The 13,834-nt window shown below is 68.4% G+C and carries 14 protein-coding genes; all 14 read left to right on the top strand.

The features are described from left to right. Positions 1-67 precede the first annotated feature (67 nt). The 14 genes from H4O13_03135 to H4O13_03070 all read left to right on the top strand — a co-directional run bounded on the left by H4O13_03135 (position 68) and on the right by H4O13_03070 (position 13,828). A complete protein-coding gene (locus H4O13_03135) occupies positions 68-796 on the top strand; it encodes a UMP kinase (GenBank protein MBE5314378.1) in 729 nt (242 codons plus the stop codon). A gap of 106 nt (positions 797-902) precedes the next feature. Beyond that, positions 903-1,460 (top strand): ribosome recycling factor, encoded by a 558-nt coding sequence (gene frr / locus H4O13_03130; GenBank protein ID MBE5314377.1) that lies wholly within the window; start codon positions 903-905, stop codon positions 1,458-1,460. A 25-nt stretch (positions 1,461-1,485) separates the two neighbouring features. Then, a complete protein-coding gene (uppS, locus tag H4O13_03125) occupies positions 1,486-2,244 on the top strand; it encodes a di-trans,poly-cis-decaprenylcistransferase (protein MBE5314376.1) in 759 nt (252 codons plus the stop codon). Continuing rightward, entirely contained in the window at positions 2,241-3,062 is an 822-nt protein-coding gene (locus tag H4O13_03120) for a CDP-archaeol synthase (protein ID MBE5314375.1), read from the top strand. The genes uppS and H4O13_03120 overlap by 4 nt, the downstream gene beginning before the upstream one ends. Next, positions 3,047-4,228 (top strand): 1-deoxy-D-xylulose-5-phosphate reductoisomerase, encoded by a 1,182-nt coding sequence (locus tag H4O13_03115; protein ID MBE5314374.1) that lies wholly within the window; start codon positions 3,047-3,049, stop codon positions 4,226-4,228. The genes H4O13_03120 and H4O13_03115 overlap by 16 nt, the downstream gene beginning before the upstream one ends. Before the next feature lie 30 nt (positions 4,229-4,258). Then, the gene (rseP, locus tag H4O13_03110) at positions 4,259-5,617 is read left to right on the top strand and encodes an RIP metalloprotease RseP (protein ID MBE5314373.1); all 1,359 of its coding nucleotides are present in this window, start codon (positions 4,259-4,261) and stop codon (positions 5,615-5,617) included. A gap of 157 nt (positions 5,618-5,774) precedes the next feature. Continuing rightward, complete coding sequence (gene bamA / locus H4O13_03105; protein MBE5314372.1) at positions 5,775-8,150, top strand: outer membrane protein assembly factor BamA; 2,376 nt, start codon at positions 5,775-5,777, stop codon at positions 8,148-8,150. A gap of 33 nt (positions 8,151-8,183) precedes the next feature. Continuing rightward, entirely contained in the window at positions 8,184-8,756 is a 573-nt protein-coding gene (locus H4O13_03100; protein MBE5314371.1) for an OmpH family outer membrane protein, read from the top strand. After that, positions 8,753-9,802: a UDP-3-O-(3-hydroxymyristoyl)glucosamine N-acyltransferase gene (lpxD, locus tag H4O13_03095; GenBank protein ID MBE5314370.1), complete on the top strand. Its 1,050-nt coding sequence runs from the start codon at positions 8,753-8,755 to the stop codon at positions 9,800-9,802. The genes H4O13_03100 and lpxD overlap by 4 nt, the downstream gene beginning before the upstream one ends. Further along, entirely contained in the window at positions 9,799-10,266 is a 468-nt protein-coding gene (gene fabZ, locus H4O13_03090) for a 3-hydroxyacyl-ACP dehydratase FabZ (protein ID MBE5314369.1), read from the top strand. The genes lpxD and fabZ overlap by 4 nt, the downstream gene beginning before the upstream one ends. After that, positions 10,263-11,036 (top strand): acyl-ACP--UDP-N-acetylglucosamine O-acyltransferase, encoded by a 774-nt coding sequence (lpxA, locus tag H4O13_03085; GenBank protein ID MBE5314368.1) that lies wholly within the window; start codon positions 10,263-10,265, stop codon positions 11,034-11,036. The genes fabZ and lpxA overlap by 4 nt, the downstream gene beginning before the upstream one ends. Then, a complete protein-coding gene (gene lpxB / locus H4O13_03080; GenBank protein MBE5314367.1) occupies positions 11,036-12,199 on the top strand; it encodes a lipid-A-disaccharide synthase in 1,164 nt (387 codons plus the stop codon). The genes lpxA and lpxB overlap by 1 nt, the downstream gene beginning before the upstream one ends. Further along, positions 12,189-12,842 carry a ribonuclease HII gene (locus tag H4O13_03075; protein MBE5314366.1) on the top strand — a complete coding sequence of 218 codons (654 nt, stop codon included), beginning with the start codon at positions 12,189-12,191 and terminating at the stop codon, positions 12,840-12,842. Before lpxB ends, H4O13_03075 begins: the two co-directional genes overlap by 11 nt. A gap of 158 nt (positions 12,843-13,000) precedes the next feature. After that, on the top strand, positions 13,001-13,828 hold the full coding sequence (locus tag H4O13_03070; protein ID MBE5314365.1) for a GGDEF domain-containing protein: 828 nt from the start codon (positions 13,001-13,003) through the stop codon (positions 13,826-13,828). The last annotated feature ends 6 nt before the right edge of the window (positions 13,829-13,834 follow it).

The following is a 13,834-nucleotide window of genomic DNA, read 5'->3' as shown; positions in this document are numbered from 1 at the left end:
CCGCTGTGCAGCAGAGATCGTCGTGAACCGCTAGAATGCGGCGGTTTTGTGCCGCCGGAGAGCCCCAGTGAACAGCGCCCCCCTGAAGTATCGACGCGTCCTGCTCAAGCTCTCCGGTGAAGCCCTGATGGGGCGCTTCGACTACGGCATCGACCCTGAGGTCATCCGCGGGCTGGCCCAGGAGGTGCTGGACGCCAGCCGCGCTGGCGCCGAGATCGGCCTGGTCATCGGCGGCGGCAACATCTTCCGCGGCGCGGGCCTCGCCGCCGCCGGTATGGATCGCGTTACCGGCGATCACATGGGCATGCTGGCGACGATCATGAATGCGCTGGCGATGCAGGACGCGATCGAGAAGATCGGCGGCTATGCCCGGGTCATGAGCGCCATCAAGATCAACGCGGTCGCCGAGGACTACATCCGCCGCCGCGCCGTACGCCATATCGAGAAAGGCCGCATCGCGATCTTTGCGGCCGGCACAGGCAACCCGTTCTTCACCACCGACTCCGCCGCCGCCCTGCGTGCGGTCGAAATCGGCGCCAACCTGATGCTGAAGGCGACCAAGGTCGACGGTGTCTACGACTCCGACCCGAAGAAGAACCCCGATGCAAAGCGCTATGAGCGCCTGAGCTACGAGGACGTCATCACCCGCAACCTGCAGGTGATGGACACCGCCGCGATTGCCCTGTGCCGCGACTACGGCATGCCGATGCGGGTCTACGACATGGGCGTGCCCGGCAATCTGATGCGCATTCTGCGCGGCGAACCGATCGGCACCCTGGTGGATCGCGGCGCCTGAGGCGCTGGTTGCACTGCGGATTGCCTGTGCGCTTGCCTGCGCCTATAAACCATCACCCCTTCTGAACAGGCGAGCGCCCTGCCGCCCGCCGACCGAGGTCACCGCCATGCTGAACGACATCAAGAAAAACGCCCAGGACCGCATGCAGAAGAGCGTCGAAGCCCTGCGTTTCGAGCTGACCAAGCTGCGCACGGGTCGCGCCACGACCGCGCTGGTTGACCACCTCAAGGTCAACTACTACGGCTCCGACATGCCGCTGACCCAGGTGGCATCGGTAGCCATCGCCGACGCGCGCTCGATCACCATCACGCCCTGGGAAAAAGCCATGGTCGGCCCGATCGAGAAGGCCATCCATGCATCCGACCTGGGGCTGACCCCCAACACCGCCGGCACGGTGATCCGCATCAACCTGCCGCCGCTCACCGAAGAGCGCCGCAAGGAGCTCTCCAAGCATGTGGCCGGGGAAGGCGAGAACACCAAGGTGGCGATCCGCAACATCCGCCGCGACGCGATCCAGCAGGTCAAGGAGCTGCTCAAGGCCAAGACCATCAGCGAAGACGAAGAGCGTCGCGCCGAGACCGACATCCAGACGCTCACCGACCGCTTCGTCAAGGACGTCGACGGCGTGGTCAAGGCCAAGGAAGACGAGCTGATGGCGGTCTGAGCGGGCGCCCCAGGCTCCCGCCGGCATGTTCGCCGCTCCACCGACCGAGGCTGCCGTCGCGACGGTGCCTCACCATCTGGCCGTCATCATGGACGGCAACGGCCGCTGGGCGAAGCAGCGCGGCCGCCCGCGCACGCTTGGCCATCGCGCGGGCGCGCGCGCCGTCAATCTGTGCATCGACTGGTGCATCGAGCGCGGCATCGGCGCGCTCACCCTGTTCGCCTTCTCCAGCGAGAACTGGCAGCGCCCGGCCGAGGAAGTCTCGGCCCTGATGGGCCTGTTCCTGCGCGCGCTGGACCGCGAGGTCGAGGAGCTGCACAGGCGGGGCGTGCGCCTGCGCTTCATCGGCGAGCGCAGCCACTTCAGGCCCGATCTGCAGGCGCGGATGGACCGGGCGGAAGCGCTGACGGTCGCCAACGCCGGTCTGCAGCTCAGCATCGCCGCCAGCTACGGCGGCCGCTGGGACCTGAGCCGCGCGGCGCGACGCTTGGCCGAGCGGGTGGCGCGCGGTGAGCTCGACCCCGCGCAGATCGACGAGACCTTGCTGCACACCGAGACGTCTCTGGCCGACCTGCCGCCGCCGGATCTGTTCCTGCGCACCGGCGGCGACCAGCGCATCAGCAACTTCCTGCTTTGGCAGCTCGCCTACACCGAGCTGTACTTCACCGACACCCTGTGGCCCGACCTCAGTCGCGAGGTGCTTGACGAGTCGCTGGCCGCCTACGCCAGCCGTGAGCGCCGCTTCGGCCGCACCAGCGAACAGCTGAAGGAGACCCTCCCATGAACCAGCGCGTGATGACCGCGCTGCTGCTGGCACCGCTGGCGATCAGCGCTGTGCTCTGGCTGCCCACCTCGTTCCTCATGCCGCTGGTGGCTGTGGTCTTCCTGCTCGCTGCCTGGGAGTGGGCCGCCCTGATCGGCATCGAAGGCGCGGCTGGGCGCGCGGCGGTGCTGCTGCCGCCGGCCGCACTCATGGCCTGGCTATCGCACCAGAGCAGCCATTTGCACAACCTCTATCCGCTGGTCGCCCTGATCGGCTGCGCCTGGTGGCTGCTGGCGACGCTGTGGCTGCTGCGTCCGCGGCTGCTGGCCGGCGATGCACCGGCAAAGCGCGGGGTCAAGCTGCTGATCCTGGTGCTGCTGATCGTGCCCGCATGGACCGGCCTTGCCCTGCTGCATGCCGACGAACCCGTTGGGCCGCGCTGGGCCCTGTTCGCCATGGCCCTGGTCTGGGCCGCCGACACCGGCGCGTTCTATGCCGGCACCCGAATCGGCGGACGCAAGCTCTGCCCCTCGATCAGCCCGGGCAAAACCTGGGCGGGCTTCTGGGGTGGGCTGGCTGCAGCCCTGCTGCTGTCAACCGTGTGCTTCGCACTGCTCGGACTCAGCGTCGCTCAGCTGCCGGCGCTGCTCCTGCTGACCCTGGTGACCGCGCTGGCCTCGGTGCTGGGCGACCTGTTCGAGAGTGTCATCAAGCGCCAGGGCGGGGCCAAGGACTCGGGTCGTCTGATTCCCGGCCACGGCGGCGTGTTCGACCGCGTCGACAGCGTAGTCGCCGCCCTGCCGGTGTTCGCGGTCGGCAAAGTCTGGCTGGGCCTATGAGGCGGGTCGCGGTTTTCGGCGCGACCGGGTCGATCGGCGGCAGCGCGCTCGACGTCATCGGTCGGCATCCCGAACGCTTTCGGGCGACCGTGCTCAGCGCGCACAGCCAGGTCGATGCGCTACTGGCCCTCTGCGAGCGCCACCGACCTGAGCTCGCGATCATCGCCGACCCGGGAGGCTTGCCCGCGCTGACGGCCGGGCTGCGGGCCCGAGGCCTCAACATCGAGGCCGCCGCCGGCCCGGACGCTCTGGAAGCTGCGGCCCGCTCCGAGCTCTGCGACACCGTGCTGGCCGCGATCGTCGGTGCCGCCGGGCTGCCCTCCACGCTGGCCGCCGCCGAAGCCGGCAAGCGCCTGCTGCTGGCCAATAAAGAGAGCATCGTCGTCGCTGGCGCGCTGCTGATGGACGCGGTCCGCCGCAGCGGCGCCGAGCTGATCCCGGTCGACTCCGAGCACAGCGCGCTGTTCCAGTGCCTGCCGCAGCCTGCGGTTGGGCACGGCTTCGATGCTCGGCTCCGGCGGCTGGTGCTGACCGCTTCAGGCGGCCCGTTCCGCGGCCGCTCGCGCGCGGAGCTGACGCAGATCACCCCCGAACAGGCCTGCGCGCACCCGAACTGGAGCATGGGCCGCAAGATCTCGGTCGACTCCGCCAGCCTGATGAACAAGGGCCTGGAGGTCATTGAGGCGCACTGGCTGTTCGGCGCGCCGGCCGAACGCATCGAGGTGGTCGTGCACCCGCAAAGCATCATCCACTCCCTCGTCGAGTACCTCGACGGTTCCCTGCTGGCCCAGCTCGGCCCACCCGACATGCGCACCGCGATCGCCTGCGCGCTGGCCTGGCCGGAGCGCGTCGAAGCCGGTGTCTCCGCGCTCGATCTGATCAAGATGGGCCGGCTCGACTTCGAGGCACCCGACACCGAGGCCTTCCCCTGCCTGCGCCTGGCCTTCGAGGCGCTGCGCGCGGGGCCGGCGGCCACTACCTGCCTGAATGCAGCCAACGAAGAGGCGGTTTCAGGCTTTCTTCAGGGCCGCTTGGGCTTTCTAGGCATCCCCGCGCTGATCGAAACCAGCCTTGAGCGATTCGGGGGTGAGCGTGCCGGCACCCTGCCCGCCCTGCTCGAACTGGATACCCGAGTGCGCCAACATGCGCGCAGCAAGCTCACCTGAAGCCCTCACCGTAGGACGCGAAGACCGCACATGCAGGACATCGTCGGTTCCATCTGGTGGCTGATCGTCAGCCTCGGCATCCTGGTGACCTTCCACGAGTACGGCCACTACTGGGTCGCCCGTCGCTGCGGCGTACGCGTGCTGCGTTTTTCGGTGGGCTTCGGAAAGCCGCTGTGGAAGCGCGTCGGCCGTGACGGCACCGAGTACGTGATCGCCGCCCTGCCCCTGGGCGGCTACGTCAAGATGCTCGACGAGCGCGACGCCGACGTACCCGCGGACCAGCTCCACGAAGCCTTCAACCGCAAGACGGTGTCCCAGCGCATCGCCATCGTCGCGGCCGGCCCCGCCTTCAACCTGCTGCTCTGCCTGCTGCTGCTGTGGGTGATGTTCCTGGTCGGCAAGGGCGACTACCAGCCGCTGGTCGGTCGCGCCGACAAGATCGCCGCCGAGGCCGGGTTCGAACCGGGTGATCGGATCGTCAGCATGGACGGTCAGACGATGGAAACCTGGACCCACGTTTACATGGGCCTTATCGCCCCCGGTCTCGACCGCCGCAACGTAGACGTGCAAGTGGTCGATGCCGAAGGTAACTCTCAGGAGCGACGCCTCGAACTATCTCGGCTCCCAGAAGGAACTCGCGAATCAACCCTTCTGCGGGAGATCGGCCTTGTGGCGCAGCAGCTGATGCTGCCGGCGGTGATCGGCAAGGTATCGGGCGGCAGCCCGGCGGAGCGTGCTGGGCTGCGGCCAGGTGACCGCATCCTGAGCATTGATGGGCACGAGCTCGACTCGTTCGACCAGATCGGCCCAAGGGTGCGCGCGGCAGGCTCTGAAGGGCGCGTTCTCGCTGCAACGATCTCGCGCGACGGCGAAGTCTCCGTCGTTAATGTCAAACCGATGCCCGAAGGCGAAGGCGCTTCCGCGACGTGGATTCTCGGAGTCAGCCCAGCCGAAGCCACCGCGCAGCACGACGCCTTGCTGCGGTTCGGGCCTCTAGACGCGATCGGGGCTTCGGTTCGTGAAACCTGGCGGCTGACAACAACCACCCTTGGCATGATGCAGCGGATGATCACCGGCGTCGCTTCATTTCGCGAGAATCTCAATGGGCCGATCTCGATCGCCCAGATCGCGAATGAATCCGCACAGCGCGGCGTCGCCGGATTCCTTTTCTTCCTCGGCATCCTCTCGCTGAGCCTGTGCATCATGAACCTCCTGCCCATCCCGATCTTGGACGGGGGTCATCTGCTGTATTACCTTATCGAAGCGATTAAAGGCGCGCCGGTCAGCGAGAAGTCCCTGATCCTGGGCCAGTACGTCGGCTTGGCAATGCTGGGCGGCCTGATGGCCCTCGCGTTCTACAACGACATCCTGCGCCTGTTCAGTTCTTGAGCCGGAAAGACGCCTCCGCCGAACGGGCCGCCCTACCCGCCCGGCACCCCACCGCCCCCTGCCGGGGAGCCCGTCCAACGGGACTCTCCTACGGGGCATGTATGCCTGCTGCTGCGCTGCAATCGCGGACGGGCGGCCTTGAACGGAAACGGACCCGATGAGCAACCGATATACCGCGCTCCCCCTGCTGGCTTTCATGATCGCCGCGCCCGCGCAGGCCCAGAGCTTCGAGCCCTTCGTCATCACCGACATCCGCATCGACGGACTGCAGCGGATCTCGGCCGGCACCGTGTTCACCTACCTGCCGCTGGAGCTGGGCGACCGCGTCGGACGCGGCGAGGCGGCGGACGCCATCCGCGCCCTGTTCCGCACCGGCTTCTTCAGCGATGTGCGCCTGGATCGCCAGGGCAACGGCATCCTGGTGGTGACCGTCACCGAGCGCCCGGCGATCAACACCATCACGCTCGCGGGCAACAAGGACATCAAGACCGAGGAGCTCATGAAAGGGCTCTCCGGGATCGGACTGTCTGAGGGCGAGACCTTCAATCAGCTGCAGCTGGACAAGGTCACCCAGGAGCTGACCCGGCAGTACAACAACCGCGGCAAGTACAACGTCTCGATCAGCCCTACCGTCAGCCAGCTCGACCGCAACCGCGTCGATATCAAGATTGACGTCAAGGAAGGCCGCGCGGCCAAGATCAAGCACCTGAACCTGGTCGGCAACAGCACCTTCAGCACCGAGGAAATCCTCGAAGAGTGGGAGTCCGGCACCACCAACTGGCTGTCCTGGTACCGCCAGGATGACCAGTACTCGCGCGAGAAGCTCTCGGGCGACCTGGAGAAGCTGACCTCGTTCTACCTCGATCGCGGCTACGTGGATTTCAACATCGAGTCCAGCCAGGTCTCGATCAGCCCTGATCGTCGCGATATGTACATCACCGCCAGCGTCAGCGAAGGCGAGGTCTACACCGTCGAGGACATCAAGGTCTCCGGCGACACCGTCATCCCCGTGGAGGAGATGGAGAAGCTGGTGTTCATCGCTGAAGGCCAGACCTTCTCGCGGCGCCTGCTGGAATTCACCTCCGACGCGATGACCAATACCCTGTCGAACATCGGCTACGCCTTCGCCAGCGTGAACCCGGTGCCGACCATCGACCGCGAGAACCGCAAAGTCTCGATCAACTTCGTGGTCGACCCCGGCAAGCGCGTCAACGTTCGCCGCATCGTGTTCAAGGGCAACACGCGCACCTCCGATGAGGTGCTGCGCCGCGAGATGCGCCAGTTCGAGGGCATGTGGTTCTCGCAGGCGGCGATTGACCGCAGCAAGATCCGCCTGCAGCGCCTCGGCTTCTTTGACGACGTCACCATCGACACCCCACAGGTGGCGGGCGCCGACGACCAGGTCGACGTGGAAGTCAGCGTCACCGAGCGCACCTCGGGCAGCTTCCAGTTTGGTCTCGGCTACTCGCAGTTCAGCGGCCTGATCACCACCGTCGCCGTGCAGCAGAACAACTTCTTCGGCACCGGCAACCAGATCGGCGTGACGGTGCAGAACAACAGCTTCGTCAAGCGCATGGACTTCTCCTACTTCGACCCGTACTTCACTGAAGACGGCGTTTCGGTGGGCTACAACATGAGCTACCGCGAGCTCGACCAGGGCGACGCCAACCTCGCCAACTTCAGCTCCGACTCCGGCAGCTTCCGCGCGATCTTTGGCCTGCCCATCACCGAAACCGACACGGTGGGCCTCTCCTTCGGCATCGACAGCAACAGCATCACGCCGTTCGAGGGCGTCACGCCGCAGGTCATCGTCGACTACATCAACGCGCTCAACCGCCGCACCTTCAACTCCTGGCGGACAGAGCTGTCCTGGTCGCGCAACACCACCAACGCCTTCTTCAATCCGACCCGCGGCACCTTCCAGCGCGTCGCCGCGGAAGCCACGTTGCCGGGCTCCACTGTCGAGTACTACAAGCTCAGCTACGAGTTCAACCGCTACTGGCCGCTCGGTCGCCACCTGGTGCTGCTCACCCGCGCGGACCTCGGCTACGGCGACAGCTACGGCGACCGCGCGGAGCGCACGATCGACGTGATCGGCGCCAACGGCCAGACCACCCAACGCACCCTGGTCGCCGACGGCCTGCCGTTCTTCGAGAACTTCTACGCCGGCGGCGAGCGTTCGATCCGCGGCTTCGAGACGAACACCCTGGGGCCGGTCGGTTTCGGCCTGCTCTCGCCGACCACGCGCCAGCCGCTGGGCGGCTCGCTGAAGACCGTGGGCAGCCTGGAGTTCATCTTCCCGACCCTGCTCGACTCGAACAGCGCCCGCGTCTCGGCCTTCGTCGACTACGGCAACGTGTTCGCCGGCACCGAGAACTTCAGCACCAGCGAGCTGCGCGCCAGCGCGGGCCTCGCCCTGCAGTGGCAGGCGCCGATCGGCCCGATCACCATCAGCTGGGCGCAGCCGCTCAAGTACGACCGCGAGGTCGACCGCGTCGAGAAGCTGCAGTTCACCTTCGGCACCTTGTTCTGAGGACGCCCGGAACGGACTGACGGACCGCCGCCGATGCCCCGCCCACAGCGCGCCACACGGCCGCCGGTCGCCACGGGCGCGCGTGGCGCGTGGGTGCGTGCACTGGCCTGCCTCGCGCTGCTCCTCGGCGGGGCTGGCGGCACCGTGGCGCAGGAGCAGGCACCGACCCGGATCGCCTACGTCGACATGAAGCGCCTGATCGACGACTCGCCGCAGGTGCGCGAAGCGCGCGCCCGGCTGCAGCGCGAATTCGATGCCAGTGTGGCTTTGCTGCGCGAGGACGAGCGCAGACTCGCGAGCCTCGAACAGCGGCTTGCGTCTGCCGGCGAGGCGGATGCCGGCCCACTACGCGCCGAGATCGACCCGCTGCGCCGTTCGGTGGAGCGCACGCGCGAGCGTTTGCGCAACGAGCTGGAGACCCGCAGCGAGCAGGAAGTGCAGCGCGCCTGGCCGGTGCTCAATGAAGCGATCACCAACTACGCCCGCGACAACGGCCTGGACCTCGTGGTGTCCAGCGGCGCCCTCTACGTATCGGGTCGCGTCGATATCACCGATCGCGTGCTCGACCTGCTGGAGCGCGAACGCAGTGAGGACCCGCCGCCGTGAGCGTCCACCGCGGGCTCTCCCTGGCGGAGCTGGCGCAGCGCTTCAGCCTTGAACTGCGCGGCGCCGGCGATTTGCACATCAGCGGCGTGGGCACGCTCGCCACCGCCGGCCCCGGACAGCTGAGCTTTCTCGCCAATCCGAGCTATCGGAAAGACCTCGCCAGCACCCGGGCCGCGGCGGTCGTGCTGCGCGCGGATGACGCCGAGTCCGCGCCCTGCGCGGCGCTGATCGCCACCGATCCGTACGTCGCCTTCGCCGAGATCGCGGCGCTGTTCGAGTCGCGGCCCGACTACGCCGCGGGGATCCATCCGAGCGCGGTCATCGATGCCACAGCACAGGTCTCCGCTGAGGCCAGCATCGGCCCACACTGCAGCGTGGGCGCCCGCACGCGCATCGAGGCCGGCGCGGTGCTTGGGCCCGGCTGTGTGGTCGGCGAGGACTGCGTGATCGGCGCCGACAGCGTGCTGGTGGCGCGGGTCACCCTGGTCACCCGCGTGCGCCTCGGCCGCCGGGTGCGCATCCACCCCGGCGCGGTGCTGGGTGCCGATGGTTTCGGCCTGGCGATGAAGGCCGGACAGTGGATCAAGGTGCCGCAGCTGGGCGGCGTAGAGATCGGCTGCGACTGCGAGATCGGCGCCAACACCTGCATCGACCGCGGTGCGATCGAAGACACGCGGCTGGGCGTCGACGTGCGCGTCGACAATCTGGTGCAGATCGGCCACAACGTGGTGATTGGCGACCATACGGCCGTGGCAGGGTGCGCGGCGATCGCCGGATCGGCGAAAATCGGCCGCTACTGCCTGATCGGTGGCGGCGTCGGCATCGTTGGCCACTTGAGCATCTGCGACAAGGTGACACTGACCGCACGCTCGCTGGTAACCAGCGCCATTGAACAGCCGGGCCAGTACTCCTCCGGCGTGCCGCTGCAGGAAAGCCGGCAGTGGCGCCGCAACGCGGCCCGCTTCCGCCAGCTCGACCAGCTTGCGCGCCGCGTATTGCGCGAAGGCCGCGAAAACAACAACGACAAGGACCCATCGAGCTCATGAGCGAGCCCTACCTGCCCGAACTGCCGGTCGACGTGACCCGCATCATGGGCATCCTGCCGCACCGCTATCCCTTCCTGCTGGTCGACCGCGTCATCGAACTGGAGCCGCGCGCGCGCATTCGCGCGATCAAGAACGTCAGCATCAACGAGCCCTTCTTCCAAGGCCATTTCCCCGGCCATCCAGTCATGCCCGGCGTGCTGGTCATTGAAGCCCTGGCCCAGGCCTCGGGCCTGCTCACCCAGCTGTCCGAGCCGCCGAAGCCGAAGGGCGAGGAAGCGATCTTCTACCTCGTGCGCGTCGACAAGGCGCGCTTCGCCCGTACCGTGGTCCCGGGCGACCAGCTCGTGCTGGAGTCGGTGCAGAAGCGCATGCGCTTGGGCATGGGCCTGTACGAGTGCGCCGCCACGGTCGACGGTCGCGAAGTGGCCTGCTGCGAAGTGCTTTGCGCGGAGCGCGCGTCATGAGCGTGCATCCGAGCGCCGTCATCCACGCGGGGGCGAAGCTCGGCGAAGGGGTCGAGGTCGGCCCCTTCTGCGTGATCGGCGACGAAGTCGAGATCGGCGCCGGCACCCGCATCGACTCGCACGTCGTCATTCACGGCCCCACCCGCATCGGTCGCGACAACCGCATCCACAGCTTTGCGGCGATCGGCGGCGAGCCGCAGGACAAGAAGTTCCGCGGCGAGCGCTGCGAGCTGGTGATAGGCGACCGCAACCTGATCCGCGAGTTTGTCACCATCAATCGCGGCACCGCCGACGACCAAGGCATCACCTCGATCGGCGACGACAACTGGATCATGGCCTACGTGCACATCGCGCACGATTGCCGGATCGGCAACCAGAACACCTTCGCCAACGCGGCGTCGATGGCAGGCCACGTGCACATCGGCGACCAGGTGATCCTCGGCGGCTTCAGCCTGATCCACCAGTTCTGCAAGGTCGGCGACCACGCTTTCACCGCGATGGGCGCCTCGGTCAATCGCGACGTGCCGCCGTACGTGATGGTCGCCGGCGAGTACGCGCAGCCGCGCGGCATCAATGCCGAGGGCCTCAAGCGCCGCGGCTTCAGCGCCGAGCGCATCGCCGCGATCAAGCGCAGCTACCGCACCCTCTACATGGCCGGCCTGCCGCTGGCTGAGGCGCGCGCGAAGATCGCCGAAGAAGCCGGCGAGTCGGATGACCTCAAGCGGCTGCTCGACTTCATCGACGGCAGCACGCGCAGCCTGATCCGCTGATGGACGCAGCATCGCCCGGCCCGGTCATCGCGCTGGTGGCGGGCGAGGCCTCGGGCGATCTGCTCGGCGCCGACCTGATCCGCGCCCTGCGCGAGCGCTATCCGCAGGCCCGATTTGTGGGCGTCGGCGGCCCACAGATGCGAGCCGAAGGCTTCGAGGCCTGGTGGGACTGCAGCGAGCTCGCGGTGATGGGCCTCGCGGAAGTGCTGCGCCACCTGCCGCGCCTGCTCAAGCTGCGCGGGCAGCTGCGCCAGCGCCTGCTGCAGCTTCGGCCGGATGTCTTCATCGGCATCGATGCACCCGACTTCAACCTCGGCCTTGAGCGCCGCCTGAAGCAGGCGGGCCTGCGCACCGTCCACTACGTCAGCCCCTCGGTCTGGGCCTGGCGCCGCGAGCGCGCAGCCAAGATCGGCCAATCGGCCGACCGCGTGCTCTGCCTGTTTCCGATGGAGCCGCCGATCTATGCCGAGTACGGCGTGGACGCGCGCTTCATCGGCCATCCGCTGGCCGAGCAGTACCCGCTGCCGAACGACCGGGCGGCGGCACGCGCCGAACTCGGCATCGAGGCCCACGCGAACGTGCTGGCCGTGCTGCCCGGCAGCCGGCTCGGTGAGATCGGCCGCATCGGCGCCGACTTCCTCGCCGCGGCAGCGCGCCTGCAAGCACAGCGACCGCAGCTGCAGATTCTTGCGCCGATGGCGAACGCAGCCTGTCGTGCGGCCTTCGAAGCGCAGCTTGCGAAGGCTGCCGAGGCACCGCGCATCCACCTGCTCGACGGCCAGTCCGCGCTCGCCCTGCGCGCCGCCGACGCCGTGCTGCTGGCCTCGGGCACGGCCGCGCTGGAGGCCCTGCTGGCCGGCACGCCGATGGTGGTGGGCTACCGCATCAGCGCGCTGACGCACTGGATCGTGCATCGCTTGGGCCTGCTCAAGGTCAGCCACTTCAGCCTGCCGAATGCCCTGGCCGGCCGCGCCCTCGTGCCGGAGTGCATGCAGGCGGACTGCCGACCGGAGGTTCTGGCGGCCGCACTGGCGCCGCTGCTCGACGCGCCTGCAGCCGCAGCGGCCCAGACGGTCGAGTTTGCGCGCATCCACAGCGCGCTGAGGCAAGGCGCCAGCGCCAGCGCAGCGGCGGCGATCGCCGAACTGCTCGATGCGCGCTGAACTCGCCAGCGAGGCCCCCTGCAGCGCGCGCACGCCGGGCATTGCCGGCGTCGATGAAGCCGGCCGCGGCCCGCTGGCGGGTCCACTGGTGGTGGCCGCCGTGATGCTGGATCCCGCGCGCCCGATCGAAGGCTTGGGCGATTCCAAGCAGCTCAGCGAGAAGCGTCGCGAAGCGCTGTTCGATCGCATCGTCGAATGCGCTGCCGCGTGGAAGATCGTGCAGATCGAACCGGCCGAGATCGATGCGCTGAACATCTTTCGCGCCACGCTGGAGGGCATGCGCCGAGCGGTCTGCGGCCTGCCGATGCCGCCGACGCTGGCGCGCATCGACGGCAACGCCATCCCGCCGGCCCTGCCCTGCCCGGCCGAAGCCTGGATCAAGGGCGATGCCCGCGACCCGGCGATCGGGGCGGCCTCGATCCTCGCCAAGGTCAGCCGCGACCGGGTGCTGCGCGCGCTCGACGCGGAGTTCCCGGGCTATGGCTTTGGCGCGCACAAGGGCTATCCGGTGCCCGCGCATTTCGAGGCTCTGCGACGCCTGGGGCCTTGCCCCGCGCATCGCCTCAGCTTCGCACCGGTGCGAGCCGCCAGCGCGCCGCCCGAGCAGGGTCAGCTGCTGGACACCCTGGCCGGCCGCCACTGACGCCGACCGAAGCGCTCTGCCCTGCCCCTGCGGAGGCGGCCCTTGCACACCGCTGGTCGCGGCTGCGCTTCGTGCACAGGCCAATGCATGGTCAAGCCGCGGCCAGCGTCGTAGCATCGCCGCTCACGTGCCGCCAAGGCCCCTGAGTACCGACACGCATGAGGCTGTACCGCCCGTCCATCATCGGACTGCATGGCTGCACGTTCCCACTGGCCCTCGCCCCCAGCGGCTGCTGGGCCGCCGTCGCCGCGCTGGACGCGTCTGCGGGCGCCAGCTTCGGCGCGGGTTTCTGGGCGGGTTTCGCCAGCGCTGCCGCGCTGGGCGCACTGGCCCTGTTCGCTCAGCGGCGGGCCCATCGTCGACAGCAGGTCAACCTGGCAGCGCAGCGGCAGCAAGAGCTCGACCAGGTGGTCGCCCGACGCACCGCTGATCTGCTCAGCGCCAACCGCACCCTGCGCGATCTCGCCGATACCGATGCCCTGACCGGCGTCTCCAACCGTCGGCATTTCGACCGCCTGCTCCGCGAGGGCTTCGAGCGCTCGCTGCTGACCGGACGACGGCTGTCGGTGCTGCTGATCGACGTGGACCACTTCAAGCGGGTCAACGACCACGAGGGCCATCTGGCCGGTGACGAGGTGCTGCGCCAGCTGGGCCTGCTGCTGCAGCGCGCGGTGCGCAGCGACACCGTGGTCGCGCGCTACGGCGGCGAAGAGTTCGCCGTGATCACGCCGAGCGGGCTCGCCGAGGCTGTCGGCCTTGCCGAGCGCCTGCGCCGAGCCGTCGAGGCCGAGTCGCGGATCCGCGTCAGCGTCGGCGTCGCCAGCTTCGAGGCCAGCCTGGATCGCGATGAGCCCGCCCTGCTGGCCCGCGCCGATCGCGCGCTGTACGCCGCCAAGTCAGGCGGCCGCAACCGGGTCGAGTCCGATCCACCTGGCGCCCCGGCTCGACAGCCCGAACGACGCGGCGAGACCGTCGCGCTCGACTGAGTCGGT

This window comes from Lysobacterales bacterium, from assembly GCA_014946745.1.
In the GTDB taxonomy this organism is placed as follows: Bacteria; Pseudomonadota; Gammaproteobacteria; order Xanthomonadales; family Xanthomonadaceae; genus Aquimonas.
Note: the sequence above shows the minus strand (reverse complement) of the source record. Positions and strands in the feature narration are given on the sequence as shown.

What these genes read in the sequence shown, in the direction of transcription:
- H4O13_03100 (MBE5314371.1), top strand. Translation starts at nt 8,184, where the DNA reads ATGCCCCGCCCACAGCGCGCCACACGGCCGCCGGTCGCCACGGGCGCG.
- lpxB (MBE5314367.1), top strand. Translation starts at nt 11,036, where the DNA reads ATGGACGCAGCATCGCCCGGCCCGGTCATCGCGCTGGTGGCGGGCGAG.
- uppS (MBE5314376.1), top strand. Translation starts at nt 1,486, where the DNA reads ATGTTCGCCGCTCCACCGACCGAGGCTGCCGTCGCGACGGTGCCTCAC.
- H4O13_03075 (MBE5314366.1), top strand. Translation starts at nt 12,189, where the DNA reads ATGCGCGCTGAACTCGCCAGCGAGGCCCCCTGCAGCGCGCGCACGCCG.
- frr (MBE5314377.1), top strand. Translation starts at nt 903, where the DNA reads ATGCTGAACGACATCAAGAAAAACGCCCAGGACCGCATGCAGAAGAGC.
- lpxA (MBE5314368.1), top strand. Translation starts at nt 10,263, where the DNA reads ATGAGCGTGCATCCGAGCGCCGTCATCCACGCGGGGGCGAAGCTCGGC.
- rseP (MBE5314373.1), top strand. Translation starts at nt 4,259, where the DNA reads ATGCAGGACATCGTCGGTTCCATCTGGTGGCTGATCGTCAGCCTCGGC.
- H4O13_03070 (MBE5314365.1), top strand. Translation starts at nt 13,001, where the DNA reads ATGAGGCTGTACCGCCCGTCCATCATCGGACTGCATGGCTGCACGTTC.
- H4O13_03120 (MBE5314375.1), top strand. Translation starts at nt 2,241, where the DNA reads ATGAACCAGCGCGTGATGACCGCGCTGCTGCTGGCACCGCTGGCGATC.
- fabZ (MBE5314369.1), top strand. Translation starts at nt 9,799, where the DNA reads ATGAGCGAGCCCTACCTGCCCGAACTGCCGGTCGACGTGACCCGCATC.
- bamA (MBE5314372.1), top strand. Translation starts at nt 5,775, where the DNA reads ATGAGCAACCGATATACCGCGCTCCCCCTGCTGGCTTTCATGATCGCC.